Source organism: Bacteroides intestinalis (assembly GCF_003464595.1).
Taxonomy (GTDB): domain Bacteria; phylum Bacteroidota; class Bacteroidia; order Bacteroidales; family Bacteroidaceae; genus Bacteroides; species Bacteroides intestinalis_A.
Window position 1 is genome coordinate 99,988 of record NZ_QRZF01000013.1, and the last position, 26,112, is coordinate 126,099.

Below are 26,112 nucleotides of genomic sequence, written 5' to 3' on the forward strand. Positions count from 1 at the left end.
GCCGTATTTTTGCAATATAGAAAAAAGATAATCAATCATTTAATAAACAACAAGCAAAAAACTTGAATAATGGAACTAATTAAAGACACTCATTACGAAGGTGAACGCCCTTTGTTCGCCACTCACAATCTTCATTTGGAAAACGTAACGATCCATACCGGCGAATCTGCCCTGAAAGAATGTAGTAATATCGAAGCTATAAATTGCCGTTTCGAAGGAAAATATCCTTTCTGGCATAACGATGGCTTCGTTGTGAAAAACTGCCTGTTTACGGAAGGAGCACGTGCCGCCCTCTGGTATTCCAATAATCTGCAAATGACAGACACTTTGGTAGAAGCACCGAAGATGTTCCGTGAAATGGATGGTATCCGGCTGGAAAACGTACAACTGCCCTATGCACTGGAAACCCTCTGGTTTTGCCGGAATGTAGAGTTGAAGAATGTAAAAGTAGACAAAGGTGATTACCTGTTTGTACACGGTGAAAATATCAGGATTGATGACTTTGAGATGAATGGTAACTACTCTTTCCAATACTGCAAAAACGTAGAAATCCGTAATGCGGTAATCAATTCAAAGGATGCTTTCTGGAATACGGAAAACGTGACGGTTTATGACTCTGTATTGAATGGGGAATATTTAGGCTGGCATTCCAGAAATCTGCGTTTGGTGAACTGCAAGATTTCAGGTACACAGCCGCTTTGCTATGCCCACGATCTGATTATGGAGAACTGCACGATGACAGAAGATGCAGACCTCGCTTTTGAATATAGCAGTGTACAGGCCACTATCCATAGTCCGGTTCACAGTGTAAAAAATCCACGTACAGGAAGTATCACTGCCGAAAGTTTCGGAGCTATAATCCTGGATGAGAATATAAAAGCACCGGGCAACTGTGAATTGAAATTATGGGACGACCAAACCTGTTTTGACTGATTAGGTATGAAATACAATTTTGATGAAATCATTCCACGCCGGGGTACGAACTCTTATAAATGGGATTCTGCCAATGATGCCGACATATTGCCAATGTGGGTAGCCGATATGGATTTCCGTACAGCCCCAGCCGTGACAGAAGCGCTGAAAAAGCGGGTAGAACATGGTATCTTCGGTTATGTCCGCGTGCCTGACAGCTATTATCATGCGGTAATCCACTGGTTCGGCAGACGTCATAATTGGAAAATAGAGAGAGAATGGATAATCTATACAACCGGAGTAGTACCGGCTTTATCAGCAATCATAAAAGCCCTGACGAATCCTGGTGATAGAGTTCTGGTGCAGACTCCGGTGTATAATTGCTTCTTTTCTTCCATCCGTAATAATGATTGCGAGATGATTTCCAATCCATTGATCTATGATGATAACACCTATCGGATTGATTTTGACGATCTGGAGAAGAAAGCGGCAGACCCGAAAATAAAATTACTGTTATTGTGTAATCCGCATAATCCGGCCGGAAGAGTCTGGAGCAAACAGGAATTAATACGTATTGGTGAGATTTGCCTTCGAAATAATGTATGGGTGGTATCAGATGAAATACATTGTGAACTGGTCTTTCCGGGACATACTTATACACCTTTTGCATCTCTTTCAGAAGAGTTCCGGATGCACTCCGTCACTTGCACATCACCCAGCAAAGCTTTTAACCTGGCCGGACTTCAGATTGCAAACATCATTTCCGCTGATGCAGATATACGCAGAAAAATAGATAAAGCCATTAATATCAATGAGGTTTGTGATGTGAACCCATTCGGTGTGGAGGCATTGATAGCCGCCTATAATGAAGGGGAAGAATGGCTGGAAGAACTAAAAAGTTATCTGTTTGCCAATTATCAGTATCTGAGAAACTATTTCAATGAACATCTACCGGATTTCCCCGTACTTAAATTAGAAGGTACTTATCTGGTATGGGTAGACTGTTCGGTGTTGAAGAAGTCATCAGAAGAAATCGTGACGGCTCTACTGGAAAAAGAAAAGGTCTGGGTCAATGAAGGCAGTATGTACGGGGAAGACGGAGACAATTTTATCCGTATCAATATTGCCTGTCCACGGCAACAGTTGGCTAAAGGTTTGGAGAGGCTGAAACATGCCTTCGGATAACTTTCTTAACATCTCCTATAACTATATAAAAATGGACCTTCATAAAACCATATCATCATAAGCGTTTCCGTTTTTCCGGATAATTATAAAATAAATAGTCTTCATCTCAATCGTCCCAAGCTTTCATATATCCATCATCCCAACTATTTATTCAGTGCAAATTTATTCGGATTAAAACGGGAACGTTTTCTTTTATATTAGTAACTTCGCAAAAACATACTAAGAATTTGAAATATCATGGAATACAGAATATTAGGAAATACAGGCCTATCAGTTAGTGTCATCGCACTGGGCTGTGAAGGTTTCGTGGGAAAAACGGAAGAACAGGTACATTCGGAAATGGATTTCGCCATCAGTAAAGGAATCAACTTTATCGATATGTATGCCTCAAACCCCGATCTGCGCAGTAATATCGGCAAGGCATTGACCGGACGTCGGCAACAGTTTATCATTCAGGGACATCTATGTACTACCTGGGAAAACAATCAGTACCTGCGTACCCGTGATGTAGAAAAAACAATCGCTTCTTTTGAAGACCAGTTGACACGTCTTCATACGGATTACCTTGATATTGGTATGATTCACTATGTAGATAGCGAAGAAGATTTCCATGAAGTATTCAATGGTCCTATCATTCGGTTGGCCCTGCGTCTGAAAGAAGAAGGTAAAATTCGCCATATCGGACTAAGCAGCCACAACCCTACTGTGGCAAGGTTGGCTGTAGAAAGTGGATTGATTGAAGTACTGATGTTCTCCATCAATCCCTGTTACGATTTGCAACCACCCAGCGAAAATGTAGATGATTTATGGGCTGACGAAAGTTATGCCCATTCCCTTGAAAATATAGATCCGGAACGTGAAAAGCTTTATGAACTCTGTGAGCAGAAAGGTATAGGTCTGGATGTAATGAAAGCCTATGGCGGCGGAGACTTACTGAGTGAAACGAACTCTCCCTTTGGCAAAGCGATGACACCGGTGCAGTGTATTGAGTATGCGCTAACCCGTCCGGCTGTTGCTTCCGTAATGGTCGGTTGCAAAAGTTGCGATGAAATGCAAGCTGCCATCAACTGGTGCAATGCTACTAAAGAAGAAAAAGATTACACCCCAATTATGGCAGGTATGGAAAAGTTTAGCTGGCAGGGACATTGTATGTATTGCGGACATTGCGCCCCTTGCTCAGTAGGAATTGATATAGCGAGTGTAAACAAATACTATAACCTAACCATTGCCCAGAATGAAATACCCGAGACAGTACGCGAACACTACAAGACGCTCTCGCATCATGCCTCGGAATGCATTCAGTGCGGACAATGTGAAACGAACTGTCCCTTTGGAGTAGCCATCATCGAACAGATGGAAAAGGCTGCGGAAAAGTTCGGATATTAGCAAAACGAACGTTGCTTTACTTTCCAGGCATAAAGCAACACCACGATAAACGAAAGCAACGGAACGATGAACGAGAAAGACATATTGGTCTGATCAGCCACATACCCCATCATGAGCGGTCCTACCGCTCCCCCGATGGGGGACATCATCAGATAAGAAGACGCACGCTTCGTATAGTTACCCAATCCCCTCAATGAAAGAGCGAAAATCGTGGGGAACATAATAGCTTCGAACGCATATCCCAGAAACAGAGCTATTAATGACAAAATGCCCAGATTAAGAACTACCAAAGACGTGCTGACCACCGTTCCCATTGCACAAACGAACAGCACTTTTTCTGCCCGGATATACCGCATAATCCAGCTACCGGCAAAACGTCCGCACATAAACAGTCCCAGACCACCGAACGAAAGTACTACAGATGCATCGCGGGCATTCATCCAGCCATCATCCACCACATAATTAATAAAGAAGCTGTTGATTGATATTTCTGCAATCTCGTAGCAAAACAGGCTGATAATACCGAAGATAAACAGCTTGTGCGACCAAAGCCCACGTGCACCGTTTTCTCCGACTTCTTCTTCATCAGCTTCATGAACAATCTCCGGCAGGCGTATCTTATAGAATACCAGAGCAACTCCCAATACAATGATCCCCATCAGTGTGTAAGGCAATGATATATTGCTTTCGCCCCCTTCCGAGAATAATAACAATCCCCCGATAAGCGGACCGCAAATACATCCCAATCCATTGAACGACTGCGCCAGATTCAGGCGACTGGCAGCCGTTTCCCGGTCGCCTAATTCCGTCATGTAAGGATTAGCCGCTGTTTCCAGAAAAACCAAGCCACAGGCTATGACAAACAGAGAAAACAGAAAAAAGTTGAAAGACATCCAATATTCCCCGGGAATGAAAAGCAGGGAACCTATGCCATAAAGCAATAGGCCGAAAACCACTCCTTTCCGGTAACCGTACTTATTGATAAACAGTCCGGCAGGAATAGCCATCACGAAATAACCCAGGTAAAACATGACCTGTACCCATGCCGAATGGGCACGTGTAATAACCAGCACATCTTGAAAGTGTTTGTTTAGCACATCTAATATCGCATGTGCAAATCCCCATAAGAAGAATAGGGAAGTTACCAGAATAAAAGGAATCTTATACTCCTTCTTTACCAAATTTTGCATACAGAACTCTTTTATAAAGAAAGCCACTCAAGGTTTTCAGCGCGCAAAGATAGCCAAGAAGTTTCATAATACGGCAGTTTCCCTTAACTTTGTGCCCAAAATTCAAGATTATAAAATGGAACACAGAAAACTGACAAGGTATCTGATATCGCTGGTGATGATCCTGATGATGGTCGGTTTAGCCGAATGGACCAATGAAAAGGAAATTCTGTTTCCGGAAATGACAGCGTTGATCATCGGCCTGTTAATTATCGATAAGCGGGTATGGAATGTAAAACGTTGGCAAATCATCCTGCTTATGACTCTTGGAGCAGCAGTCGGTATCTGCATTGTTCGTTATTCACCCCTGCCCTATGTGGTCAATCTATGCGCTGCATTTGCTTTTGCAGGTGCTTCCCTTTTAATCAGTCGCGCTACACTGATTCCTTTGATATCAGCTTGCGTATTGCCCGTTTTGCTTCATACGGAAAGTATTGTTTATCCGATAGCAGTCTTTTCAATGTCAGTGTCAGTAGTGCTTGTACAAATCATCTTGGAAAAATGCGGAATACGTAACCGGATGCCTAAACCTGTCGACAGAAAACCCGGCAAGGAAGATATCATCAGATGGCTGATATTATTCTGTTTTGTAGGTGCTTTGGCCGAATTGGCCGTCGGCATGGATTACCCCTATCTCATATTGCCCCCACTCATGGTGACCTTTGTAGAAATGGTAAACTCCAAAGCAGGATTCAGAAATCGCCCTACACAAGTATTTCTCTTTCTGACTACCGCAGCCACTCTGGGCACTGTACTTCAAATTGTCGGTCACCACCATCTTCATCTACCGGAAAGTATCGTTGCTTTAACCATTGCGGCTATCCTATTCCTCATCTTCGAATGGACAGGGAAATTCTTTGCTCCTGCCGGAGCACTGGCGTTCATTCCTATGCTATTACCCAAAGAGAATCTGGGCTGGTTACCTTTAGAGGCTTCTATCGGAGCAGCCTTATTCATAACCATTGCCATGGTTGTCTTTCAAAAATGCTATAAATGGAATCGGGCACAACTCATCTTCTGTGCCACCCCAACCCTACTACGTGAATATATGAACCGTAAAAAGCGAAAAAAACAAATCGAATAAATTAAGAACAAGATGAATACATACATGGAAACCCCGCGTCTGATTCTACGTGATTGGAAAGAAGAAGACATCCCTGTCTTTGCCGGATTAAATAGCAACGATCAAGTAATGGAATTCTTTCTCAAAAAGCTATCTTATCAGGAAACACTCGACTTCTATTATCGCATCCGGAAGGAATTCGCATCCAGAGGATATGGGTTGTATGCAGTAGAAAAGAAAGAAAACCATGCGTTTATAGGTTATGTAGGGTTACATGATATTACGTTCGACGTAGATTTTTCCCCGGCCGTAGAGATAGGTTGGCGCCTGATTCCCGAAGTATGGAATCAGGGATATGCTACCGAAGCGGCTTCAGCCTGTCTGGAATATGCAAAAAAGACATTGGGACTGAAAGATTTATATTCTTTCACCTCACTCCCAAACAAACGTTCGGAACGCGTGATGCAAAAAATAGGTATGGTAAAAAGCAAAGAGTTTGATCATCCATTGGTCAGTCCCGACCATCCTTTATGCAGACATGTACTGTATAAGATCTCCTTGATAAATATATAGTCAATATACCGTCCACGAGTACCTGTAAGGCACATTAAAAAGGGCTACACCCTTTCTCCCGAATGGCTACACCCTTTACCCCAAAAGGTGTAGCCATCCGGGAGAAAGGGTGTAGCCCTGAAAAAGAAAGGATTTTCACCTTTAAAGAAAAGTGCAATATACCATAGCCTTTCTAAATGCTAATAAAAAACAATTATCACTTTTTTATTAACAAATTACGAATTAAAAGTTGCCATTCCCAACTATTGTATTACCTTTGTCGCGGTTTGAGTTACGAATCGTTATCGTATAGTTCTCCTTTTTATATCTTATTAAGCAGACCTCTCCTTTAATTATCCCCTCACTCTTACTTAATATTTATTTAATTAAAATTTCAAATGAACATTTACATTTCAGGTTTAAGCTATGGCATAAATGATGCTGACTTGAACGAATTATTCTCAGCGTATGGAGAGACCTCTTCAGCTAAAGTTATTATGGACAGAGAATCGGGAAGATCCAGAGGATTTGGTTTCGTCGAAATGACAAGCGATACAGATGGACAAAAGGCAATTAATGAACTTAACGGAGCAGAATACGATCAGAAAACTATTTCAGTAAGCGTTGCACGTCCTCGTGAAGAAAGACCCCGTAACAACGGTTATAATTCCAGACGTTATTAATGTCTACCCTACAACAAGAACAGGAGATCAGATCTTCTGTTCTTGCTTTTTTCAACTAAAACAGCAATACAAAGAAAAGAACATCGCTAAACGAATAGAATACCCGGAAGTATATTTATCCGCTTACAGTCTTATTACAATATCAGTTTTATGAAGCCATTTTTTATTGGAAATATAGAGATAAAAACACCTATCATACAAGGTGGAATGGGAGTCGGAATTTCATTGTCCGGCCTGGCATCAGCCGTAGCCAACGAAGGCGGCATTGGTGTTATTTCATGTGCAGGTTTAGGCCTGCTATACCCTAAAGGCAAAGGCGACTATACCGAAAAGTGCATTTGCGGACTCAAAGAGGAAATCAGAAAAGCCCGCCAAAAAACAAAAGGAATCATCGGAGTGAATATCATGGTGGCCCTTTCCAATTATGCAGAGATGGTACGCACTGCCATAAGCGAAAAAATCGACGTAGTCTTTGCCGGCGCAGGACTTCCGCTCGACTTACCCCTATACCTGACACCGGAAAGCAAAACGAAGTTGGTGCCCATTGTATCTTCTTCAAGAGCGGCCAAGATTATATGCGACAAATGGCAGAAGAACTTTGATTATTTACCCGATGCCATAGTAGTAGAAGGCCCTAAAGCCGGAGGACATTTGGGCTTTAAGAAAGAACAAATACAAGATGAGAAATACGCTTTGGAATCCTTGATACCCGAAGTTGTAGCAATTGCAATGAGCTATAAGGAAAGAAAAGATATTCCTGTAATTGCCGCAGGTGGAATCTCTACAGGCGAAGATATTGCACGATTCATGCAATTGGGAGCTTCGGCCGTACAAATGGGAAGCATTTTTGTAACAACTCAAGAGTGCGATGCTTCACAAACCTTCAAAGAGGTTTATATTCACTCTAAACCTGAAGACGTTCTTATTATCGAAAGTCCCGTAGGAATGCCCGGACGAGCCATTGATGGAGAATTTATCCGTAATGTAGAGAAAGGACAGGAAAAGCCCAAATGTTGCTCGTTCCATTGCATCAAGACGTGTGACTATCAGAAAAGTCCTTACTGCATCATCAAAGCACTGTATAATGCGGCCAAAGGAAATATGAAAAGAGGATATGCATTTGCAGGCAGCAATGCTTTTCTCTCCGAAAAAATACGCAGCGTAAAAGAAGTGATAACCACATTGAACAATGAGTTCCTTTTAGCAACCTGCCAATTAGCCCCAGCGAAAATGAAAACTTAAAAACAATTCAATATGATGAAAAAGAGTATTGTCCGACCAGAGACCAATCAGTTAGCAGAAAACGCTCTTAAAGAGCATAAGAAAAAAGTTGGAGAAGTTATTCTTGTAGCAATTACTCCACGAACAACAATTGAGCTTCCGGCCAATCTATCTCAAGCTGAAATAGCCGAACGTGTAGAACTCTATAAAAAACTGCACAGTTCCAAAATATAATTCAGTTGATTTTTCATCGGTTGACAAAATACAAAAGCCCTGAAGTTTCGCATTTCAGGGCTTTTTAAATCATTCTCCTATCAACAGCCTACTTATTGCAGCATTATTCATAGCCCATTCATAGGTGTAAGCCTTATAGGCTTCAAGAGTATCCATCATCCGGCATCACTGGTACGTTTCATGAAAAGTAAATTTCGTTCGGGCAGTCAGTTGTACACTGAGGATATCTAAAGGGAGTCCGGATCCGGATATGCCTATCCCCCTACTCCCGTCACTGTCTTCAGCAAATAACCTATCAGAAAGCTGATTCCGGCCACGGAGAAGCTCAACACCGCCATCTCCGTGAAACGGCGTTTAAAGCTTTCATTACGGGCAATGGCATAATAATAGTTGAAAAAGGCAATAATCAGCAACGCCATCACCAGCATGATGCATAAAGCCAGAACAGGACTTGACAATAAGATAAACGGACCTACCAAAGCCACTACGGTTATGATATAAGCTATCCCCGTATAAATAGCTGCCTTAACCGGACGCTTATTATGAGTCTTTTCTGATTTAGTGGAAAGGTATTCGGAAGAAGCCATAGAAAGTGCCGCTGCAATCCCTGTAATGCTGCCGGTCAGCGCAATCAGTTTCGTATCATTCAGCGCCAGCGTGAAACCTGCCAATGCTCCGGTAAACTCCACCAAGGCATCATTTAGCCCTAGGACCACCGAACCCATATATTGCAAGCGCTCCTCATCTATCATTTCAATAAGCTTTTCTTCATGGTGCTGCTCATCCCGCGCCATCTCGGCAAAGTGTTCCATACTCGGGTATTGGGAATATACCCCACTCGTTTCTTTCTCTCCCAGTTCCAGACGACGAACGGCAAACGTAACACCCAGCAGACGCACTAACCATACATAAAAGCAGATTTCAAAACGATTAGGACTGACATCCTGATGAGTATAGCCTCGTAGTGTGGCGTAGTGCCTACTTTCATCCTCTGCAATACGTTGCAATATCTCCCGGTTATGAGGATCCTTTTCCTTTGCCGCTAACTTCCGGTATATAATACTCGATGTTATTTCCTCTTTCTGAAAGCCAATCATCTTTTTGATCAATTCTTGCTTAGTCTCTTTCTCCATGCTCTTTATTTTAAGGATACACTAAATTATAAGTTATTTATCAGGTACAACAATCCAAGCAATAATTGTTTCCGGTCAGAATGATTTTTTAATAAAACATAGAAAGCTGATCGGTACGCAGACTCTTCATTTCCCGTTCTTTAATCACTGCGTCCTTATCCACTTCTCCTATTAGCATCGGAGAATCCTTATCGTGTTTACTCCGGTTAAATTTCGCCGTATTATAATTACCTTTAATAGCATAGCAATAAATGCAGCCATTGAGGCAGCTTTCATAAGTGCCGATGTCAATACTTTCCACACAACGACAAATGTCCCGCTGATTCTTATCTTTACGGGCAATAATAGGATATCCGACAATTCGTTCAATCAACCTATTGTCAACGCACACTCCACCCGAAATACCCAAATGAGATAAGTCGACCTTCATTGTACAAGTATCCAACTCCATCGAACATTCATCCGCAGTCTTCTTAAATGAAATGGCCATGGCATCGATATCTTCCTTTATCAACGGCTCGATATGAAATTCACGGAGAAAGGAACGCACATGCGGATAATGATCAATAAAGCCCAGCATACACTTTTCAGTATAGTCATGCAAAGCAAATGCCATTTCTGCAAATTTGTCTTGGTGGAAAGTAACTGTGTATTGTTCGTTCGTAAGAATAGGGTCATATCGCCACACCACTTTCTCCCTTCCTATCTTATCAGAAAGGCGTTTGAATGTATCTATACGCTTTTGAAGTGGTGGCAGTTTACTTTCAAGTTCCGTTCCGTACGGATTCAGTGTAAACTGGAAATAGTATTTATAGTCCTGCAATCTGTCCAGTTTATCAATCATCGGTGCAGGATTCTTCGTCCAAAAGACAATGCAATCAATGACAGCAGGGTCCAGACTGACCCTGCTGATCATATTAGGATTATACGGATTAGGTACCAAAACATACCTTTCTTTTATCCGGTTGAGAAACCACTCCGAATAAAAAGCAGGTATATCCGTCCTGCGACTGGCACTGATGATCATCTTCCTATCTCGCTATTCGTCGGAAGATGGGGCCACGTAATCTTCTTTAATGAATTCGTCATATACCCTCTTGGGATGGTCAAAATGAGCCACACCTGTACGATCTTCATTAAAGTTCTCGCGTCGGAATTTTTTCAGTTTCAAGTTGTCTTCAGCATACTCTCTGAGTTTCCTCTTTTCACTCCCGTACAAAGAGCTATCCAATACCTCAGATTCCAACAAACCTTCTCTGGGAGTGATGGTAGGCAATAGATTTTGTTCCAACAGTCCGCGATAAGCACCATTGTACTCACACCAAACATTATCGCCCAAAACAAACAAGCGATACGTGTAGTTTGACCATGCCGTCTTGATGGTAATCTCGCGGGCATAGATTTCTACTGTCGCCTCCGAATTGTAATTCGGATCACGGATGACAACCAACTTTCTGCCTGAAATATCCTCTTTTACTAAAGTTGTCCATCTCTCACAATTCAGGATCTCTTCGATAATTTCAGGTAGTTTTTCTCTAATCTCAAAATGTATTCTCATATTCTTTGCCTGTGGGTCAGGACTTTTTTACTACCCCCCAATTTGATATATGCCCCTAAAGATAACAAGTATTTGTCAGAAAAACAATAAAAAATCCATTATCTATTTGCCATGCGATAGATATTTTCCATATCATCGCGATGTAAAACCTTCAAATTTCCGGTTGTTACACTACCACCGGAACTGCATTTATCTGCCATGAGTTTAATTTCTTCGTCAGTGGCCTGCCGTCCTATCAGCTCGCAAATACTAACCGGCATCCCAATTGCGCGATAGAAATTTTCCATGGCTTCAATGCCTGCCAAAGCGGTATGTTCGGGTGATTTGAAATCATTTGTTACACCCATCACATTCACGGCAAACTGAGCGAAACGGGTTACATTCTCTTTGTAGACATACCGTGCCCAACTTCCCCAAAGAGCTGCCAGACCTGCACCATGTGCTACATCGAATAATGCACTCAGTTCATGTTCAAGCTGGTGTGTTGCCCAGTCACCGGTTGTTCCACATCCCGTCAAATCATTGTGTGCCAAGCTACCTGCCCACATAATTTGGGCACGATGTACATAATTCTCCGGTTCTTTCAGTACTTCAAAAACGCTATCTTTTACCGTACGGAGAATACTCTCAGCAATGGCATCAGTCACCGTCATATCGTCATCATGAGAGAAATAACGTTCCATAGTATGCATCATAATGTCCGTTACACCACAAGCTGTCTGATAGTTGGGCAATGTATAAGTCCGTTCCGGATTCATCACAGCAAATTTGCAACGGCACAGATTATTGGAATAACCTTTTTTCAAATCACCGTCCTCATTGGTTATCACGGTACTGTTACTCATTTCACTTCCCGCAGCAGGAATTGTCAGCACGGTAGCAACCGGCAGACAAGCTTCCGCATGGGCTCGTCCCATATAGAAATTCCAGACTTCACCCCCATAAGGTACACCGAAAGCAATTGCCTTCGCAGAGTCGATCACACTACCGCCACCTACAGCAAGAATGAAATCAACCTTTTCTTTTCGGCACAGTTCAATGCCCTCGTGCACTTTCGACAAACGTGGGTTAGGAACCACCCCGCCCAGTTTTACGTAAGCAATACCTTCCGCCTCCAATGCCCGGCATATTTTATCCAGCAAACCGGAACGCTCCGCACTCTGTCCGCCATAATGTATCAGGACTTTAGTGCCGCCATATTGCTTCACCAATTTCCCTGTTTTATCTTCCGATAATGCTCCAAACACAACCTGTGTGGGTGCATAGTAAATAAAGTCTTTCATCGTCAATTTTGTTTTTCTATTCTGATACAAAGATAAGCATATTGAAGGTAGAAAGGTTCATAGAAACTATAACTTTTCATTATCTTTGCCGAGGATAAGAAACTTTAATGTATCTGTCTGAATGACAGCGTAGAGTGGAGATTAAGAAAGTTGTCGGTAACGATTTGGCAACCGTGTAACTGCGCTGAACTGCTGCGCTTTGCATCTCGTCGAACAACTCTATGCAAATATAGCGTTTTTCTTGGAAATAGCAAAATCGACGACTGTGTTAATGCAAAATGCGGACAGAATCTTCCATCCGCATTATTTAATCAGCGTCGCCGCTCCTGTTCTTTTTCATCGTCGCGTTGCATCCGCAGATTCAGGCGTTCGCGCAACTTGTCGAGAAAATAGGTACGGCTCTCGCCCTTGCGCCGTTTGATGTCGGTATAAGCGTCATAGAAACTTCGTGCATCGAGACGAATGCCGAACAACTCGCCGAAGAATCCGGCCAGTTCGCTCATGGTTATCTCCCCGTTGTCGATACGTTTCATCTCGTGCAAGGCGTATATCAACTCGACTATTTCGACCACAGCTCCCGTCCAACGTCGTTTGCATACATGAGGTTTCGGCGGATAAGTATCGCCGTAGCGATTCAAGATCTCCAGCTCCGTGTCAATATATCCTATGACGATATGCAGGAAACGAATTTGAGTATCACTCTCCAGCGTTTTCTCTTTCGAGATATAGCCGCATAAAACGTGCAGGCGGATACGCGCATAACGCAGGGTGCGAAAAACGGCTTTGCGGTCGTCGTCTTCGTCGCAGAGGGTGCGGAGCGTGTTATCGAAGTCGCGGAACAGTTCTTCCGTGACGGCTTGGGTGGCGGATTCTACCAAATGATCCGTCGTGATATGATGGGTCATAAATGTTCGTTTTATAAGTAAATAAATCAGTTCCTTCGAGTTTGTTGAAGTGGGACTCGGTGGAGATTTATTTCTTATAAAGCGAACAGCTATCTGCTATTTTATTTTTCGCCGAATAGGTTGTATCGCTTTGTGTAGAGAGAATATGCTTTTATTCTTCATTTTTCTATTACAGTTAAATATTTGTTATTCTGGATTATATAAGAATTATAAATTATCTAATAACAGATTTATCAAAACTCATTTTAGCAACCACGTCTGTACTGTTTTCAGTGCTTGTGACTGCGAGTTTTGTGCGGTTGTGCCTTTTATGGCAAGCCCTGCACTTACCGTAGCTCCTTTGCAAGCATCTTTCAGTTTACGTTCCGTACCCGACAGCCCGCTGCCCTCGTGCGTGCAGAACGGAACGACAGTTTTCCCGTTCCAATTATGCTTCTCGATAAAGGTATAGACTGCCATCGGCATATCTCCCCACCAGTTGGGATACCCCAAGAAGATAATATCGTAATCCTCGACTTTCACATCGCCTTTTATTTCCGGGCGTGTATTGTTTTCTTTCTCCGTTTTCGCTATCTCCACGCAAGCCTTGTACTCATCCGGGTAAGGCTTGACCGTTTCTATCCGGAACAACTTGCCTCCGCTCTCTTTCGCAATCATTTCGGCAATGATATGGGTATTTCCCTTTTCGATATTTCCCACCGCGTAGTTCTCACCTGTCCGGGAGAAGAAAACCACAAGCACTTTCTTACGATTTTTCATATCTGTTGTTTGAGACGTATTACCCTGCGCATGAACGGTAAACGCACATGCGCAAAGCATCATTAAAATTGATATTATATTTTTCATAACTCCATTGATTCAATCATTTCATTTTTCGGGTTTCAACGCTCCATAAAAGTAGGATGCCGTGGCGCCGCCATCGATCAGGAAATCGGCTCCTGTGATAAACGCTCCCCGGTCACTCATCAGCAGCTCGGCAACGTTAGCTATTTCATCCGCCGTACCGGGACGCCCTGCCGGACACTTGGCGAACATATTCTTGTAAAAATCACCTCGCGGCCCGTTGAACTCATCCAATGCCAGCGGGGTTACGACAATCCCCGGAGAGATGGAGTTGATACGGGCATCCCGTTCGCCCCATTTCACGGCCTCGGCCATTACACGTTTCACGTTGCAGCGTTTGGCCATCTGGTAAGCGTGCAGCGTATCCCGGATATTTTGAGGTTGAAGAATATCGAGCGAGAGCAATCCCTCTGTCGGTGTGCAGGCCAGTTGCTCGTCCTCGTCGGCAGTGAGTGCAGGCATCCGGTATCCCGACTGGCTGGAAATCGTAACGCCGACACCGCCCTCTTTGATAACTTTACCGACTTCTTCAAGCAAAACGGCAGTTCCGTACAAGTCCACTTTCAATATGGTCTCCATCGAAGCCTGCGATGGCGATACGCCCGCCGCATTGACAAGCATCGAAATCTCACCGTGTTTCCGGGCCTCGGCAATCAGGCTCAATATGGATGCTCTGGATGAAAGATCCATTTCAACGGGTATTGCATCGAACCCGGCATTATTCATGATTCGGGCAATATCCTCCGCATTTTCCATCTTCTTATCACCCACGACTATTTTCTTTCCATAGCCTATGCGACGGGCTATTGCCATACCGATCTGACCGGCTCCGGTCAATATCATTACATCTTGTTTCATTTTCAAAATCTATTACTTTAATTATTATTCTTAGTAATTACAAAATTACGGTATTACCGTTTGCCCGACCTTAACCCTATTACAGAGTATCTTACCGAAATTACAGATTGTCAGGCTGCTTGTCGTCTCATGTTTTACGGCGTATATACAGGGCAAATAAACCGATACTACCGGATAACACGAGGAATACGATTCCCACAATAAAGATAAAACCGTAGGAAGTTGCATCGGCTAAAAGTCCCCAGCCCCCGGCAGCGATAGCCCCGCCTATGGCGATAGCCATCGACACGTTGGAGTAAATCTGGGCATAATTCTTATTGCCAAAAACAGAACGTACCAACATCGGTGTCTGTACCGTCACTCCAGCGTAGGCCCAACCGAAAAGGAAACCGCCGATAATGGAAAGTGTTATCCCGATGTGCCCCATCAACAACAGCACCAAGCCTGATATACCCAGTCCGATGGTTGTAAGAATACCATACAACGTACTCCGGTCGTTTATCATTCCCAGCAAGACTTTGCCGACCGTGACACCAACCATAACCGCGGAGGCTACAAACGATGCCTGCTCCACTGAAAACAGAATTTCCTGCATATACGTCGGAACGAACACATTAAGCGTTGCCGTCGCGTTCATTAGAAACGCGAATACTATCAACCCGTAGAAGATGGGCATCCTGACAGCATGGGCATACTCGACTCCATCTCCCGTGGATTGTTTACCGTCTGATCGAGAGGGAACAGTGTCAGACAATTCGGCCTCTCCATAAGGTTTCAGTCCCTTGTCTTCGGGATAGTCGCGCAGGAGCAATCCCAAGATCGGAGTAACAATCACCATTATTATAATTCCGAATATCAAGTATGTCATGCGCCAGCCATATTCCGTAATAAGGAATCCCGCCAGCGGATTGAACAGTACGCCCCCGATACCGGAACCGGCACTGCAAATACCGATAAAAACCCCATACGGGTTTTGAACCAACGGTTCAGCAGAGTGGGAAATCCGAGATAGAGTAAAAAAGCCAGCATTATACCGAATACGGCTCCCGTTACATAGAATTGCCACACGGCACTGAACAGCGACATCATCATGAAAGTGGCGGCTATCATCGCAGAACAGAGAGTAAGGATCACACGGGCACTGTATTTTTCCAACAGTTTCCCGGCGAAAGAGAGTGTCAGCGTGGAAAGCAGAAAATTCAGCGACATATATAATCCGAATTTACCGACATCGACTCCTAATTCCTCGCTGACCGGCTTGTAGAAAATGCCCGCGCAACTCATTACCAATCCTACAATGACAAACATGATCAGGAAACAGCATCCCACGATCACATAACCGTAATGAAAACCGATGGTTTTATGACTTTTCATACTCTGCCTCCTTTCTCTCTATTGACACATTTCAAAAATTCGCTCTATATCTTCTTGTGCAAGCGGTTTGAATCCGGGTAACACACCATTGCCACAGGCTTTTCTCGCCATCACGGGAAAATCTTCGGCACGGATGCCGACCTCGGTGAAAGTACGCTTCAACCCCAGTGTGCCGAACAGGAACTCCGATAGCTTTTCGATGCTCTGCCGGGCAATAACCATCGGTTCTTGTCTTTCGTCGATACCGAACACGTTTACCCCGAACTGTACATATTTGGAAACGGTGCTTTCATCCAAGCAATACTCCATCCAACGGGGCGTGAGTATGGCGAGACCGAGCCCGTGAGTAATATCATAAATGGCAGACAACTCGTGTTCCATCGGATGGCAACTCCATGCCTGCCGTTTACCACCATTCACGAATCCATTGATAGCCCACGAGGAAGTCCACATCAGGTTAGCACGGGCTTCGTAATTCTCCGGTTCCCGCATGGCTATCGGTGCATACTTGATGATGGTACGCATCATACCCTCCATAAAGTAGTCCAGCATGTAGAGGTCTTGTTCCATGTTGAAATATACTTCCATGATATGCGACATCATGTCTGCCGCACCGCAGGCTGTCTGGTAAGGACTGACCGTATAGGTGAGGGTCGGATCGAGAAACGATACTTTCGGAAGCATGGGCGGAGCCAACCGCCCGATCTTGTCTTGTGTCTCCGGATTACTGATGACGCCACCGGCATCCATCTCCGAGCCGGTGGCAGCCAGTGTCAATACCGTTATAACCGGCAATGCTTTTTCAATCGGCGCCCAGTTCTCCGAAAGAAAATCCCACGGGTCATGTTCCACACAAGCTCCTGCTGCCATAAATTTGGTGGCATCCAATGTGGAGCCGCCACCTACTGCCAGCAACACGTCTATTTTTTCATCCTTACAAATCCGCACACCTTTTCTTACCGATTCGATACGGGGATTGGGTTCTATACCCGATAACTCGAATACTTCCAAGCCGTTTTTTTCAATTTCGGATATGACGGTATCATACAATCCGGTTTTCTTGATAGAACCTCCACCGTAAGTCAGCAATACACGTTTGCCGAACTTGCTTAACTCTTTACCGAGATGTTGCAACTGGTTTTCTCCGAAATAAACTTTGACAGGAATGTCATATATAAAACTATTCATAATTTTCTTTTTTTGATAGGTGAATACTCTTTTTACTTCATTGTACGCATATCTATCACATAGCGGAACTTGACCTTACCGTCCAATACGTTTTGATAAGCCTTGTCGATTTCTTCACCGTTGGCCTTGATTACCTCTACTTCCGGATAGATATTGTGTTCTACGGAATAATCCAGCATCTCTTGTGTTTCCTTGATACCGCCTATTTGAGAACCGAATACCTTACGAGGCCCCTGAAATATAAGGTCTGCAACAGACAAAGACGGCATATTGCGAAACGCAGGCAACCCGACAATCCCAAACTGGCCGTTGAGTTTCAGCATCTTCATATACATGGTCGGATCATATTTGGCAGGAATGGTCGATAGGATAAAATCGAAGGTTCTGTCCAGTCCTTTCAAGTCTTCCGGATTATTTACATTCACATACCGGGAGGCTCCCATACGCATGGCGTCCTCACGCTTTTCTTCGGTGATGTCGAATACCGTCACTTCAGCTCCGAGCGATACGGCATACTGGACACCCATGTGCCCCAAACCGCCGAAACCGGCAATGCCGACCTTATCGCCTCTCTTGACACCGGCCTGCATGATCGGCGAGTAGGAGGTGATTCCAGCGCAAAGCAACGGGGCGACTTTGGTGATGTCCGCATTTTCAGGTATCCGTATGGCAAAATCCTCGGCTACCACATAGGTATCGGAATATCCGCCTTGCGTGTGTTCATTGCCGTTGAAACGGTCTATACCGTGATAAGTCATGATGGCTCCTTCCTCGCAGTACTGCTCCAAATCATGCTCGCAGGCATCGCAGTGGCGGCATGAACCGATCATACAGCCGATACCGGCATAATCACCGACCTTGAAGCGGGTTACATTTTTACCTACTGCAACCACACGACCCGCTATTTCGTGACCGGGAACCATAGGGTATTCCTCCGCACCCCAGTCGGCGAACACGTGGTGCAGGTCGCTATGGCAGATTCCGGCATACAATATATCAATCTGAATGTCATTATCGCCGACGGCGTGTCGGCTGAAATTATAAGGCTGAAAATGCCCTTTCTCCTCGAAGACGGCGAATCCTTTAGCCGGAATACGTCCGTCGTTGTTTTGTGCAAACATACTCATGGTTATAAATGTTAATGCTGTTATTAAAATCATCTTGGTTTTCATACGAATACTTATTTTTACTTTATATATTTATTCTGTTTTCTTATTCGATAATACCGATTCTTTCGAGCCATGCTTCCACATCGTCGTGCGCATTAAAAGAGTCGGTTCCCTGCACGGCAAGACCGCTTAATACGGTATTATCCGGATAATAGTTCCGTGCCAACCGTTCGCTGTCGCCCAAGCCACTGCCCGCATGGGTAGAAAAAGGGATCAGCACTTTACCGGCCAGATCATAAGATTCGTAGAATGTCCTTATAATCATCGGTGCTGTTCCATGCCAGATAGGATTTCCGATAAAAACGGTATCGTAATCATCGAGATTCTCTATCTTGTTCTGAATGGCAGGACGGGCATCATTATCGTACTCTTCCCGTGCTATGGCGACTGTTTCCTGATAATTGTCCGGATAGGGAACAACCGGAAGAATTTCAAAACGGTCTCCGCCCGTCAAGTCTGCAATATAACCTGCGACACGGGCAGTATGTCCGATGTCGAGCCACTGGTTGGGATAATTATATCCCGTTCGTGAGAAATAGACGATCAGGATTTTACCCGTTTGGATACCGGGGTTATCCGGGTCATCATTCGGCGTATCGGGAGTTTCTGTTCCCGAAAAGTCGGTAGAATCTGCAACCGGATCATCCCCTCCGCAGGAAGTAAAGACGAAGCCGGACAATAAGCTGAAAACTACAATAAGGAATTTCTTCATAACTGATTTGTTTTATTATTCTGCTGCAAAATTAACCGGGTTCTTTGGGATGGAACTTAAACGGATTACAGATTGGCTTACCGAAATTACAGATTGTTATCGTTCATAATTTCAAAGTGTTACGACAACAATCCAACGTCTTACACGGATTACGGATTCTCTTACCGAAATTACGGATTCTGACCTTTTTATGATATTGGCAAACAATGTAATTCTTATATTTGCCGTCAGAAAAATAACAAAGCAATGAATAAAGAACTATTGAATATTACAACCGTTACAGAATATAATGATATGCTGGGTGTGGAGACCTTGCATCCGTTGGTGAGTGTAATCGACTTGTCGAAAGCGAAGCCGATGAAGCACATGAAACACACTTTCAGTTTTTATGTCGTATTCCTGAAAGACGAGAAGAATTGCGAGTTGGTTTACGGACGCCAGCGTTACGATTACCGGAAAGGCTCTGTCGTGTGTCTTGCTCCCGGACAGGTAATCGGGGTGGAAGACACGGGAGAGACTTTTCAGCCTCAAGGGTGGGCGCTTTGTTTCGATCCGGAACTGATACGGGGAACATCGCTCGGTCGCAATATCCGGGAGTATTCCTATTTCTCATACGAGGTGAATGAAGCCTTGCATCTGTCGGAACGGGAGCGGAAATTGTTTCTCGACTGTCTGGAGAAGATTCAGAACGAGTTGGAACACGCTATCGACCGTCTTAGCAAACGGCTGATTGCGACCAATATCGAACTGTTGCTGGATTACTGCCTGCGTTTTTACGAACGGCAGTTTATCACACGGGAGCGGGTTAATCACGATGTGCTGACCCGCTTTGAAATGTTACTCGATGATTATTTCCAGTCGGGAAAAGCACAACAAGACGGTCTGCCGACAGTCAAGTATTGTGCGAGTGAGTTATGCTTGTCGCCCAATTACTTCGGAGACTTGATAAAAAAAGAGACCGGAAAATCAGCCCAAGAATACATACAGTTCAAGGTTATGGATATAGCCAAAGAACGTATCTTGAATCCGGAAAAATCCATCAGCCAAATTGCCTATGAATTGGGCTTTCAATACCCGCAACATTTCACACGGTTGTTCAAAAAAGTGGTGGGACAAACTCCGAATGATTATAAAGGGCAGGCAATAACAGCGTAAATACGAATATGGAAGAATTTAGAATCGATATGCGCAAGCCTGAAGAGGCCGACCATGCCGAAGGGATTCGTTGTGCGCAACTTTGTTTTAAGATTAACCACACCATGCCTATGACCGAAGAATATAATCGGCTTGTGTCGGAACTCTTTATGGGGAACATAGGTGAGGGAAGTCGTATTATGCCTCCTCTGACAGTGGTACGAGGCAATCGCGTAAAAATAGGCCGGAATGTGGTAGTGATGAATAATTCGCTCTTCATGGCTGCCGGAGGTATTACCATCACGGTAGTGGGTGGTAATCCGGCTAAAGTGATTAAACGTATATAAAAAACAGCCGCCGTTATAGGCGACTGTTTCCCAATTGAACATTCTGCATTTGGGATTCATCCGATATTCTCGGTTTTACGATACATTTCAATGTGTTCATGAAGTTCATCAACGCCGCTTTGTTTTCTCCTATCAATATTGTGTTTTCATTCTAATCGCCCGACTTCGGAGGAGCGATTGTTCCCCGTCAGGGCAAGGCTTTTGGGAGTAACTCAAAAGGTATCGGGTTACTCGATACACACCTTGCTATGTTCCGACGAACATAAAAATCCGCCTTCGGGCGGATTGCGGGAGAACCGCTTTCAACCGCAGCATAAAGCCGAGCGATTCGTCCTGTCGCTTGGATGCAAAGCCGAGGCTTCCGAGACGACTTTTCAAAAAACAAAACTGCCAAACGTCACCATTCCGACAATACCACGCCATTTCCGGCAGAAGCTATACAACCGATATTTTCTTACCGTAGAAACCAATGTACGACCATCGGGCTGGACAGCCGAAGGTCGGCAGGAACAGACCGACAAGCAGCCGAATAATCCGAACGGCATACGCACGTTGGTCGGTTCCGATATTGGTTGGTTGCGACGTTGGGCTATTGGGCGAAATATCCATCCGGCTCTATGGCTCTGCACGGATTAACGTTCCCACCCAGCGTACCTGCTATTGTCGGCAAGAGTCGTTTCAGTATGCGACCGGCACGACGCCAAACTGTGCCAAACGGACGCCACGAGCTGCCACGAAACCGAAAACGGAGGCAGCGAGCATAGGTTTGGCTACATTTGCCCCAAACTCAAAACATGGTATATGGAAGTAGTAATTATCGAAAAGAAAACCTTTGAAGCGCTCCTTTCCGGTGTGGAGACGCTGACGGGAAAAGTCGGTGCGTTATGTCATCGTTGCAATGACAAGCAGATGCAGAAGTGGCTCGATGGGCAGGAGGTGTGCCGCCTGCTGCGCATAAGCCCTCGCACGCTGCAATCCCTGCGGGATAATCGCACTATCGGCTGTACGCAAATCAACCGGAAATTCTATTACAAGCCGCAAGAGATAGAGAGGCTCATGCCCATAGTCGGACAGGTCAGGGATGGCTCCGGCTAATATTTATTTTTACCAACCACTAAATCCACAGAAAAGATGAATGACAGTAACGTAATCACGTCGGAGGACGGACGCATAACGTCGGTGTTGCACGCCTTGAAGAGGTGCGCAAAGGAGGTCGATAAGCTCACGGACGGATTTCATCCGCCGCTCGGAGGAGAACGGTACATGACCGACAAGGAGGTGATCGCCCGCCTGAAAGTCAGCCGACGCACCTTGCAGGAGTATCGTACCGAACGCAAGATACCCTATATCGTGTTCGGCGGCAAAGTCCTCTATCGGGAATCCGACATCGAGAAGATGCTCGCGGAAAACTACCGCAAGGCAATCCTCTGAAAACGAAAACGGGCAGGTGTCGAAGCCTGCCCGTTTCCTTGCTTGTCCGGTTCAATTCGGAAGCCCGTCCTTATATCGAATGACAATCGGAGGTGTCGTGCGTCGGGGTGCGGTGGCCGTCTTTACCAGCCACTTTCTGAAAACCGACGTAGGGTAGGTATTCAACCGGAACGCGAGGGCTACGACGACCTCCATGTTATACACGTCCGTATTGTTGCCGCTGTCCAGACGGATGCATTTGCAGACCTCGTAATCGTTCAGGGCGTCGCTTTTGATGATCGTCTTGATTGCGCTGCTTACCACTCCGGCTGTCGTGCCGAACAGTTCGACTATTTCCGCTTCCGTCATCCATATAGCGGCGGTATCGGTCGGTATATCCAATCTGCCGTACTCGTCTATCGTGATAATGTTTCTTTCTCTTTTCATCGTATTCTGTTTTTAAGTTTATTAAATCGCTTGACAAATAAAGTTCTCCATCTGCTCGATACGCTGCGCGAGTTTCTCCATATCGCGGCTCACTTTCTCGGCTGTAATCTTCGCATAGATCTGCGTCGTGCGGATGCTTCGGTGGCCCAACATCTTCGAGAGTGTTTCGATAGGTACGTCGTTCGACAAGCAGACCGTCGTGGCATAGGTATGGCGGCTCATGTGCCACGTGACGTTTTTCTCGATACCGCAGTTCTTCGCTATGACTTTGATACCGTTTTTACAGTTATCGTAACATGGAACGGGTAGCAACTTATCTCCCTCGGCCATGCCGTCGTATTTCTCGATGATATGCTTGGCGACATCCAACAGTCGGATATTCGTTTCGACACCTGTTTTCTGACGGTTGGTGTTCAACCACAAATGCCCGTCGAACGAGGTTTGCAGATTCGCTCGGGTGAGGTTCGCCATATCCGTCCAGCTCAATCCCGTGAAGCTGCAGAAGATGAACAAATCACGAATCAGTTCATAGCTTTTCTTCTTGAATGTGCCATTGATTAAAAGTGTAATTTCTTCTTTGGTCAGAAAGCCCCGTTTGGTCTCCTCTTTGGTGATGCTGTATGCGAAGAACGGATCGCGCTGCAACAAGCCGTTATTGACGGCCATATAGATAATCTTCCGAAACGGCATCATATACGACCAGACCGTGTTGTTGCAATGGTTCTTTTCCACTCGCAGGAACAACTCGAAGTCGGTGATGAATGCCGGAGTAAGTTCTTTGAGCGCAATGTCGCTGACTTTGTACCGCTTTTCGACGAACTCCGCGAGGTGTTTGTAAACGACGCAGTATTTCCAATAGCTGCGCAGGCTTTTGAGTTTGCCGACCTGCTTCTCGTAATCCTCGTTATGCTGGCGGAATACGGCGAGCAGTGTCTCGTGGTTCATACCCAATCCTAAATAGGCATTGCGAACTTTCTCGGCGGTAACGTAGTTGTCGCGGTCGCTGATCTGCTGATAGGCTTGGTTGATACTCACACGAATCTTATCCAACATCCGGTTGGTCTCTTGCGCCACGATGCTGCGACCGGAAACGCGTCCCGACTTTACGTTCCACGATTTCTCCTCCACGTCCAATTTACAACTGAATTGAGCGATTTTGCCGTTTACGGTAATACGGCACATGACCGGAATAAGCCCATTCTTTTTCGGGGCATTACGTTTTAGATAAAACAAAACTTTGAATGTCGATCTCATAACTCTACAATTTTTTGGTTACAAAATTATTTCTTGTAGAGTTGTTCTTCGATACGCAAATCGCAGCATATCAACGCAATCGCACCCGAAATAGAACTTTTTTCGCCTCCCTCTGCCCGAATTTCGGAAATCCGACTATATTTGCAGTCGGAACAAGGCGAATAGAGCTTGTATTTCAGCGCTTTGAAACCTTCCTAAAACCGCCTTTACCATTCGGAACAGAGTAACGGGATAGTAACGTAACTCTGGTTTCAGTTGGCTTTTCGATGGCTTCGGTTTGGCTGCGACTTCGCAGTCCGTTCATCTCTAATCCCCTTGTTTACAACCTTCTTGCTCCAATCCGCTCTAACTCTCGGTTTTTATCCTTATCTTTGCACCGTAATTACCGACTAACTAATCCGATAATAAATATTATGGCATTTACCAACAACATTATGATTGTCCGCCACAGATTGCTGACAGAGCTGGTAAAACTGTGGAGGGATAACGAACTTGTAGAGAAAATAGACCGTCTTCCCATTGAATTGAGTCCGAGAAGGTCAAAACATGCAGGACGCTGCTGCGTACATAAAGAACGCGCCGTGTGGAAATACAAATCACTGCCGTTGCTGGGACTGGATATGGAAGATGAAAAAGATGAATTAACCCCATTATCAGAGTATGCAGCACATGCACTGGACCGTGCAGAAAACGGAACGCCGAAAGATAACATCATGTGTGTGATTGACGAAGCATGTTCCGCCTGCGTACAAATCAATTACGAAATCACCAACCTTTGCCGCGGATGTACCGCCCGTAGCTGCCAGACCAACTGTCCGAAGAAAGCTGTCCATGTAAAGGAAAGCGGACAGGCATGGATAGACCATGATGAATGCATCAGTTGTGGTATTTGCCACAAGAGCTGCCCCTATCATGCAATTGTTTATATCCCCGTACCTTGCGAAGAAGCTTGTCCGGTGAAAGCCATCAGCAAGGATAAGAAAGGTATCGAACACATCGACGAAAGCAAATGTATCTATTGCGGAAAGTGTCTCAACGCCTGTCCATTCGGAGCAATTTTCGAAGTGTCACAGGTATTCGATATCCTGCACAAGATACGCAAAGGAGAAAAAATAGTGGCCATTGTGGCACCGTCTATCCTGGGACAATTCAAGACTACTATTGAGCAGGTATATGGCGCATTCAAAGCTGTAGGATTCACTGATGTCATCGAAGTGGCTCAGGGAGCTATGGATACGGTCAGCAACGAAGCACATGAATTGATAGAGAAGTTGGAAGAAGGACAGAAGTTTATGACTACTTCTTGTTGTCCTGCCTACATTGAGCTTGTTGACAAACATATTCCGGGCATGAAACCTTATGTTTCAGGCACAGGTTCACCGATGTATTATGCAGCACGCATTGCCAAAGAGAAACATCCGGATGCTAAAGTAGTTTTCATCGGTCCGTGTGTAGCCAAACGTAAAGAGGCCCAGCGTGATGAAGCTGTAGATTTTGTTATGACTTTCGAAGAAGTGGCATCTGTATTGGACGGACTGGATATTCAGTTGGAGCAATCGCAACCTTATGCCATGTCGTTCGCATCCGTGCGCGAGGCACATGGATTTGCCCAGGCTGGTGGCGTAATGGGAGCAGTAAAAGCCTATCTGAAAGAAGAAGCTGACAAAATCAATGCCATCCAAGTAGCTAATCTGGATAAGAAAACCATCGGTTCATTGCGGGCGTATGCCAAATCAGGCAAAGCACCGGGGCAATTTATAGAAGTGATGGCATGTGAAGGTGGCTGTATCACCGGACCTTGTACGCACAATGAGATTGCCGCAGGTAAACGTCAGTTTGTACAAGAATTAGCTAAACAGGAAAAGACGTATTAAAACCAGCGTAGCGCTGGAGCAAGGCTTCCTTTCGGCGTACAGACTATTTTTCATCCGCAGATAACACGGATTACGCTGCTCTTAAGGCTGCGCCATGCTTCTATAGTATACAACGAGCACGGAGAGAAAAAATCCGTGTGATCCGTGTCATCCGCGGA

Annotated in this window: 29 protein-coding genes; 13 read left to right on the plus strand and 16 right to left on the minus strand. The window is 44.8% G+C overall.

The window, feature by feature from the left end; translation table 11 throughout:
* Window positions 1–69: 69 nt before the first annotated feature.
* From DWW10_RS17245 to DWW10_RS17255, 3 genes are all read left to right on the plus strand, one after another.
* Window positions 70–933 (plus strand): DUF3737 family protein, encoded by an 864-nt coding sequence (locus DWW10_RS17245; RefSeq protein WP_022392370.1) that lies wholly within the window; start codon window positions 70–72, stop codon window positions 931–933.
* Window positions 934–939: 6 nt separating this feature from the next.
* The gene (locus tag DWW10_RS17250) at window positions 940–2,097 is read left to right on the plus strand and encodes a MalY/PatB family protein (RefSeq protein WP_118421984.1); all 1,158 of its coding nucleotides are present in this window, start codon (window positions 940–942) and stop codon (window positions 2,095–2,097) included.
* Between the two features lie 237 nt (window positions 2,098–2,334).
* Entirely contained in the window at window positions 2,335–3,483 is a 1,149-nt protein-coding gene (locus tag DWW10_RS17255) for an aldo/keto reductase (RefSeq protein WP_118421985.1), read from the plus strand.
* Here DWW10_RS17255 and DWW10_RS17260 read toward each other — a convergent pair.
* Window positions 3,480–4,673, minus strand: coding sequence for a sugar MFS transporter (locus DWW10_RS17260; RefSeq protein WP_061434525.1), 1,194 nt, complete (start codon window positions 4,671–4,673; stop codon window positions 3,480–3,482). The genes DWW10_RS17255 and DWW10_RS17260 overlap by 4 nt on opposite strands.
* 115 nt (window positions 4,674–4,788) lie before the next feature.
* Here DWW10_RS17260 and DWW10_RS17265 point away from each other — a divergent pair, with 115 nt between their 5' ends.
* The 5 genes from DWW10_RS17265 to DWW10_RS17285 all read left to right on the plus strand — a co-directional run bounded on the left by DWW10_RS17265 (window position 4,789) and on the right by DWW10_RS17285 (window position 8,465).
* The gene (locus DWW10_RS17265) at window positions 4,789–5,796 is read left to right on the plus strand and encodes an HPP family protein (protein WP_061434524.1); all 1,008 of its coding nucleotides are present in this window, start codon (window positions 4,789–4,791) and stop codon (window positions 5,794–5,796) included.
* A 12-nt stretch (window positions 5,797–5,808) separates the two neighbouring features.
* Window positions 5,809–6,348 (plus strand): GNAT family N-acetyltransferase, encoded by a 540-nt coding sequence (locus DWW10_RS17270; protein WP_022393667.1) that lies wholly within the window; start codon window positions 5,809–5,811, stop codon window positions 6,346–6,348.
* A 377-nt stretch (window positions 6,349–6,725) separates the two neighbouring features.
* Window positions 6,726–7,010: an RNA recognition motif domain-containing protein gene (locus DWW10_RS17275; RefSeq protein WP_007209893.1), complete on the plus strand. Its 285-nt coding sequence runs from the start codon at window positions 6,726–6,728 to the stop codon at window positions 7,008–7,010.
* Window positions 7,011–7,160: 150 nt separating this feature from the next.
* Window positions 7,161–8,252: an NAD(P)H-dependent flavin oxidoreductase gene (locus DWW10_RS17280; protein WP_007209894.1), complete on the plus strand. Its 1,092-nt coding sequence runs from the start codon at window positions 7,161–7,163 to the stop codon at window positions 8,250–8,252.
* Between the two features lie 12 nt (window positions 8,253–8,264).
* The gene (locus tag DWW10_RS17285) at window positions 8,265–8,465 is read left to right on the plus strand and encodes a hypothetical protein (RefSeq protein WP_118421986.1); all 201 of its coding nucleotides are present in this window, start codon (window positions 8,265–8,267) and stop codon (window positions 8,463–8,465) included.
* Window positions 8,466–8,719: 254 nt separating this feature from the next.
* Here DWW10_RS17285 and DWW10_RS17290 read toward each other — a convergent pair whose 3' ends face one another.
* The 12 genes from DWW10_RS17290 to DWW10_RS17340 all read right to left on the minus strand — a co-directional run bounded on the left by DWW10_RS17290 (window position 8,720) and on the right by DWW10_RS17340 (window position 19,488).
* Window positions 8,720–9,598 (minus strand): VIT1/CCC1 transporter family protein, encoded by an 879-nt coding sequence (locus tag DWW10_RS17290; RefSeq protein WP_022393665.1) that lies wholly within the window; start codon window positions 9,596–9,598, stop codon window positions 8,720–8,722.
* Between the two features lie 88 nt (window positions 9,599–9,686).
* Window positions 9,687–10,625, minus strand: a complete 939-nt coding sequence (locus DWW10_RS17295; protein ID WP_118421987.1) for a DUF1848 domain-containing protein — start codon at window positions 10,623–10,625, stop codon at window positions 9,687–9,689.
* 12 nt (window positions 10,626–10,637) lie between these two features.
* Window positions 10,638–11,156, minus strand: coding sequence for a hypothetical protein (locus tag DWW10_RS17300; protein WP_022393663.1), 519 nt, complete (start codon window positions 11,154–11,156; stop codon window positions 10,638–10,640).
* Between the two features lie 98 nt (window positions 11,157–11,254).
* Complete coding sequence (locus tag DWW10_RS17305; protein ID WP_022393662.1) at window positions 11,255–12,439, minus strand: iron-containing alcohol dehydrogenase; 1,185 nt, start codon at window positions 12,437–12,439, stop codon at window positions 11,255–11,257.
* Between the two features lie 311 nt (window positions 12,440–12,750).
* Window positions 12,751–13,344: an RteC domain-containing protein gene (locus tag DWW10_RS17310; protein WP_118421988.1), complete on the minus strand. Its 594-nt coding sequence runs from the start codon at window positions 13,342–13,344 to the stop codon at window positions 12,751–12,753.
* Window positions 13,345–13,584: 240 nt separating this feature from the next.
* Complete coding sequence (locus DWW10_RS17315) at window positions 13,585–14,190, minus strand: flavodoxin (protein ID WP_118421989.1); 606 nt, start codon at window positions 14,188–14,190, stop codon at window positions 13,585–13,587.
* A 21-nt stretch (window positions 14,191–14,211) separates the two neighbouring features.
* Window positions 14,212–15,045 (minus strand): SDR family oxidoreductase, encoded by an 834-nt coding sequence (locus DWW10_RS17320; RefSeq protein WP_118421990.1) that lies wholly within the window; start codon window positions 15,043–15,045, stop codon window positions 14,212–14,214.
* Between the two features lie 127 nt (window positions 15,046–15,172).
* A complete protein-coding gene (locus tag DWW10_RS17325; protein WP_259320500.1) occupies window positions 15,173–16,027 on the minus strand; it encodes an MFS transporter in 855 nt (284 codons plus the stop codon).
* Window positions 15,910–16,419 carry an MFS transporter gene (locus DWW10_RS26105; RefSeq protein WP_182021452.1) on the minus strand — a complete coding sequence of 170 codons (510 nt, stop codon included), beginning with the start codon at window positions 16,417–16,419 and terminating at the stop codon, window positions 15,910–15,912. Before DWW10_RS26105 ends, DWW10_RS17325 begins: the two co-directional genes overlap by 118 nt.
* 18 nt (window positions 16,420–16,437) lie before the next feature.
* A complete protein-coding gene (locus DWW10_RS17330; RefSeq protein WP_118421992.1) occupies window positions 16,438–17,607 on the minus strand; it encodes an iron-containing alcohol dehydrogenase in 1,170 nt (389 codons plus the stop codon).
* A 32-nt stretch (window positions 17,608–17,639) separates the two neighbouring features.
* Window positions 17,640–18,779: an NAD(P)-dependent alcohol dehydrogenase gene (locus DWW10_RS17335; RefSeq protein ID WP_118421993.1), complete on the minus strand. Its 1,140-nt coding sequence runs from the start codon at window positions 18,777–18,779 to the stop codon at window positions 17,640–17,642.
* Window positions 18,780–18,819: 40 nt separating this feature from the next.
* The gene (locus DWW10_RS17340) at window positions 18,820–19,488 is read right to left on the minus strand and encodes a flavodoxin (protein WP_118421994.1); all 669 of its coding nucleotides are present in this window, start codon (window positions 19,486–19,488) and stop codon (window positions 18,820–18,822) included.
* 246 nt (window positions 19,489–19,734) lie between these two features.
* Here DWW10_RS17340 and DWW10_RS17345 point away from each other — a divergent pair, with 246 nt between their 5' ends.
* Window positions 19,735–20,643, plus strand: a complete 909-nt coding sequence (locus DWW10_RS17345; protein WP_118421995.1) for a helix-turn-helix domain-containing protein — start codon at window positions 19,735–19,737, stop codon at window positions 20,641–20,643.
* Window positions 20,644–20,651: 8 nt separating this feature from the next.
* Complete coding sequence (locus tag DWW10_RS17350) at window positions 20,652–20,969, plus strand: LbetaH domain-containing protein (protein ID WP_118421996.1); 318 nt, start codon at window positions 20,652–20,654, stop codon at window positions 20,967–20,969.
* A gap of 374 nt (window positions 20,970–21,343) precedes the next feature.
* Here the strand turns inward: DWW10_RS17350 and DWW10_RS25900 are convergent, their stop codons facing one another.
* Entirely contained in the window at window positions 21,344–21,598 is a 255-nt protein-coding gene (locus tag DWW10_RS25900; RefSeq protein WP_147350475.1) for a hypothetical protein, read from the minus strand.
* A gap of 172 nt (window positions 21,599–21,770) precedes the next feature.
* On the opposite strand from DWW10_RS25900, the gene DWW10_RS17360 reads away from it, so the two are divergent.
* Complete coding sequence (locus DWW10_RS17360; protein ID WP_118421998.1) at window positions 21,771–22,064, plus strand: helix-turn-helix domain-containing protein; 294 nt, start codon at window positions 21,771–21,773, stop codon at window positions 22,062–22,064.
* A 36-nt stretch (window positions 22,065–22,100) separates the two neighbouring features.
* Window positions 22,101–22,400, plus strand: coding sequence for a helix-turn-helix domain-containing protein (locus DWW10_RS17365; RefSeq protein WP_118421999.1), 300 nt, complete (start codon window positions 22,101–22,103; stop codon window positions 22,398–22,400).
* Between the two features lie 51 nt (window positions 22,401–22,451).
* On the opposite strand, the gene DWW10_RS17370 is transcribed toward DWW10_RS17365, so the two are convergent.
* A complete protein-coding gene (locus DWW10_RS17370) occupies window positions 22,452–22,826 on the minus strand; it encodes a virulence RhuM family protein (RefSeq protein ID WP_118422000.1) in 375 nt (124 codons plus the stop codon).
* Between the two features lie 21 nt (window positions 22,827–22,847).
* Window positions 22,848–24,080, minus strand: a complete 1,233-nt coding sequence (locus tag DWW10_RS17375; protein ID WP_118422001.1) for a site-specific integrase — start codon at window positions 24,078–24,080, stop codon at window positions 22,848–22,850.
* 413 nt (window positions 24,081–24,493) lie between these two features.
* On the opposite strand from DWW10_RS17375, the gene DWW10_RS17380 reads away from it, so the two are divergent.
* A complete protein-coding gene (locus tag DWW10_RS17380) occupies window positions 24,494–25,954 on the plus strand; it encodes a monomeric [FeFe] hydrogenase (RefSeq protein WP_022393651.1) in 1,461 nt (486 codons plus the stop codon).
* The last annotated feature ends 158 nt before the right edge of the window (window positions 25,955–26,112 follow it).

Coding starts and splice junctions, on each gene's coding strand:
- DWW10_RS17365 (WP_118421999.1), top strand. CDS start 22,101: ATGAATGACAGTAACGTAATCACGTCGGAGGACGGACGCATAACGTCG.
- DWW10_RS17270 (WP_022393667.1), top strand. CDS start 5,809: ATGAATACATACATGGAAACCCCGCGTCTGATTCTACGTGATTGGAAA.
- DWW10_RS17290 (WP_022393665.1), bottom strand. CDS start 9,598: ATGGAGAAAGAGACTAAGCAAGAATTGATCAAAAAGATGATTGGCTTT.
- DWW10_RS17300 (WP_022393663.1), bottom strand. CDS start 11,156: ATGAGAATACATTTTGAGATTAGAGAAAAACTACCTGAAATTATCGAA.
- DWW10_RS17340 (WP_118421994.1), bottom strand. CDS start 19,488: ATGAAGAAATTCCTTATTGTAGTTTTCAGCTTATTGTCCGGCTTCGTC.
- DWW10_RS17280 (WP_007209894.1), top strand. CDS start 7,161: ATGAAGCCATTTTTTATTGGAAATATAGAGATAAAAACACCTATCATA.
- DWW10_RS17305 (WP_022393662.1), bottom strand. CDS start 12,439: ATGAAAGACTTTATTTACTATGCACCCACACAGGTTGTGTTTGGAGCA.
- DWW10_RS17310 (WP_118421988.1), bottom strand. CDS start 13,344: ATGACCCATCATATCACGACGGATCATTTGGTAGAATCCGCCACCCAA.
- DWW10_RS17245 (WP_022392370.1), top strand. CDS start 70: ATGGAACTAATTAAAGACACTCATTACGAAGGTGAACGCCCTTTGTTC.
- DWW10_RS17375 (WP_118422001.1), bottom strand. CDS start 24,080: ATGAGATCGACATTCAAAGTTTTGTTTTATCTAAAACGTAATGCCCCG.
- DWW10_RS17380 (WP_022393651.1), top strand. CDS start 24,494: ATGGCATTTACCAACAACATTATGATTGTCCGCCACAGATTGCTGACA.
- DWW10_RS17285 (WP_118421986.1), top strand. CDS start 8,265: ATGATGAAAAAGAGTATTGTCCGACCAGAGACCAATCAGTTAGCAGAA.
- DWW10_RS26105 (WP_182021452.1), bottom strand. CDS start 16,419: ATGAAAAGTCATAAAACCATCGGTTTTCATTACGGTTATGTGATCGTG.
- DWW10_RS17320 (WP_118421990.1), bottom strand. CDS start 15,045: ATGAAACAAGATGTAATGATATTGACCGGAGCCGGTCAGATCGGTATG.
- DWW10_RS17260 (WP_061434525.1), bottom strand. CDS start 4,673: ATGCAAAATTTGGTAAAGAAGGAGTATAAGATTCCTTTTATTCTGGTA.
- DWW10_RS17275 (WP_007209893.1), top strand. CDS start 6,726: ATGAACATTTACATTTCAGGTTTAAGCTATGGCATAAATGATGCTGAC.
- DWW10_RS17370 (WP_118422000.1), bottom strand. CDS start 22,826: ATGAAAAGAGAAAGAAACATTATCACGATAGACGAGTACGGCAGATTG.
- DWW10_RS17295 (WP_118421987.1), bottom strand. CDS start 10,625: ATGATCATCAGTGCCAGTCGCAGGACGGATATACCTGCTTTTTATTCG.
- DWW10_RS17335 (WP_118421993.1), bottom strand. CDS start 18,779: ATGAAAACCAAGATGATTTTAATAACAGCATTAACATTTATAACCATG.
- DWW10_RS17265 (WP_061434524.1), top strand. CDS start 4,789: ATGGAACACAGAAAACTGACAAGGTATCTGATATCGCTGGTGATGATC.
- DWW10_RS17360 (WP_118421998.1), top strand. CDS start 21,771: ATGGAAGTAGTAATTATCGAAAAGAAAACCTTTGAAGCGCTCCTTTCC.
- DWW10_RS17330 (WP_118421992.1), bottom strand. CDS start 17,607: ATGAATAGTTTTATATATGACATTCCTGTCAAAGTTTATTTCGGAGAA.
- DWW10_RS17350 (WP_118421996.1), top strand. CDS start 20,652: ATGGAAGAATTTAGAATCGATATGCGCAAGCCTGAAGAGGCCGACCAT.
- DWW10_RS17250 (WP_118421984.1), top strand. CDS start 940: ATGAAATACAATTTTGATGAAATCATTCCACGCCGGGGTACGAACTCT.
- DWW10_RS17345 (WP_118421995.1), top strand. CDS start 19,735: ATGAATAAAGAACTATTGAATATTACAACCGTTACAGAATATAATGAT.
- DWW10_RS17255 (WP_118421985.1), top strand. CDS start 2,335: ATGGAATACAGAATATTAGGAAATACAGGCCTATCAGTTAGTGTCATC.
- DWW10_RS17315 (WP_118421989.1), bottom strand. CDS start 14,190: ATGAAAAATATAATATCAATTTTAATGATGCTTTGCGCATGTGCGTTT.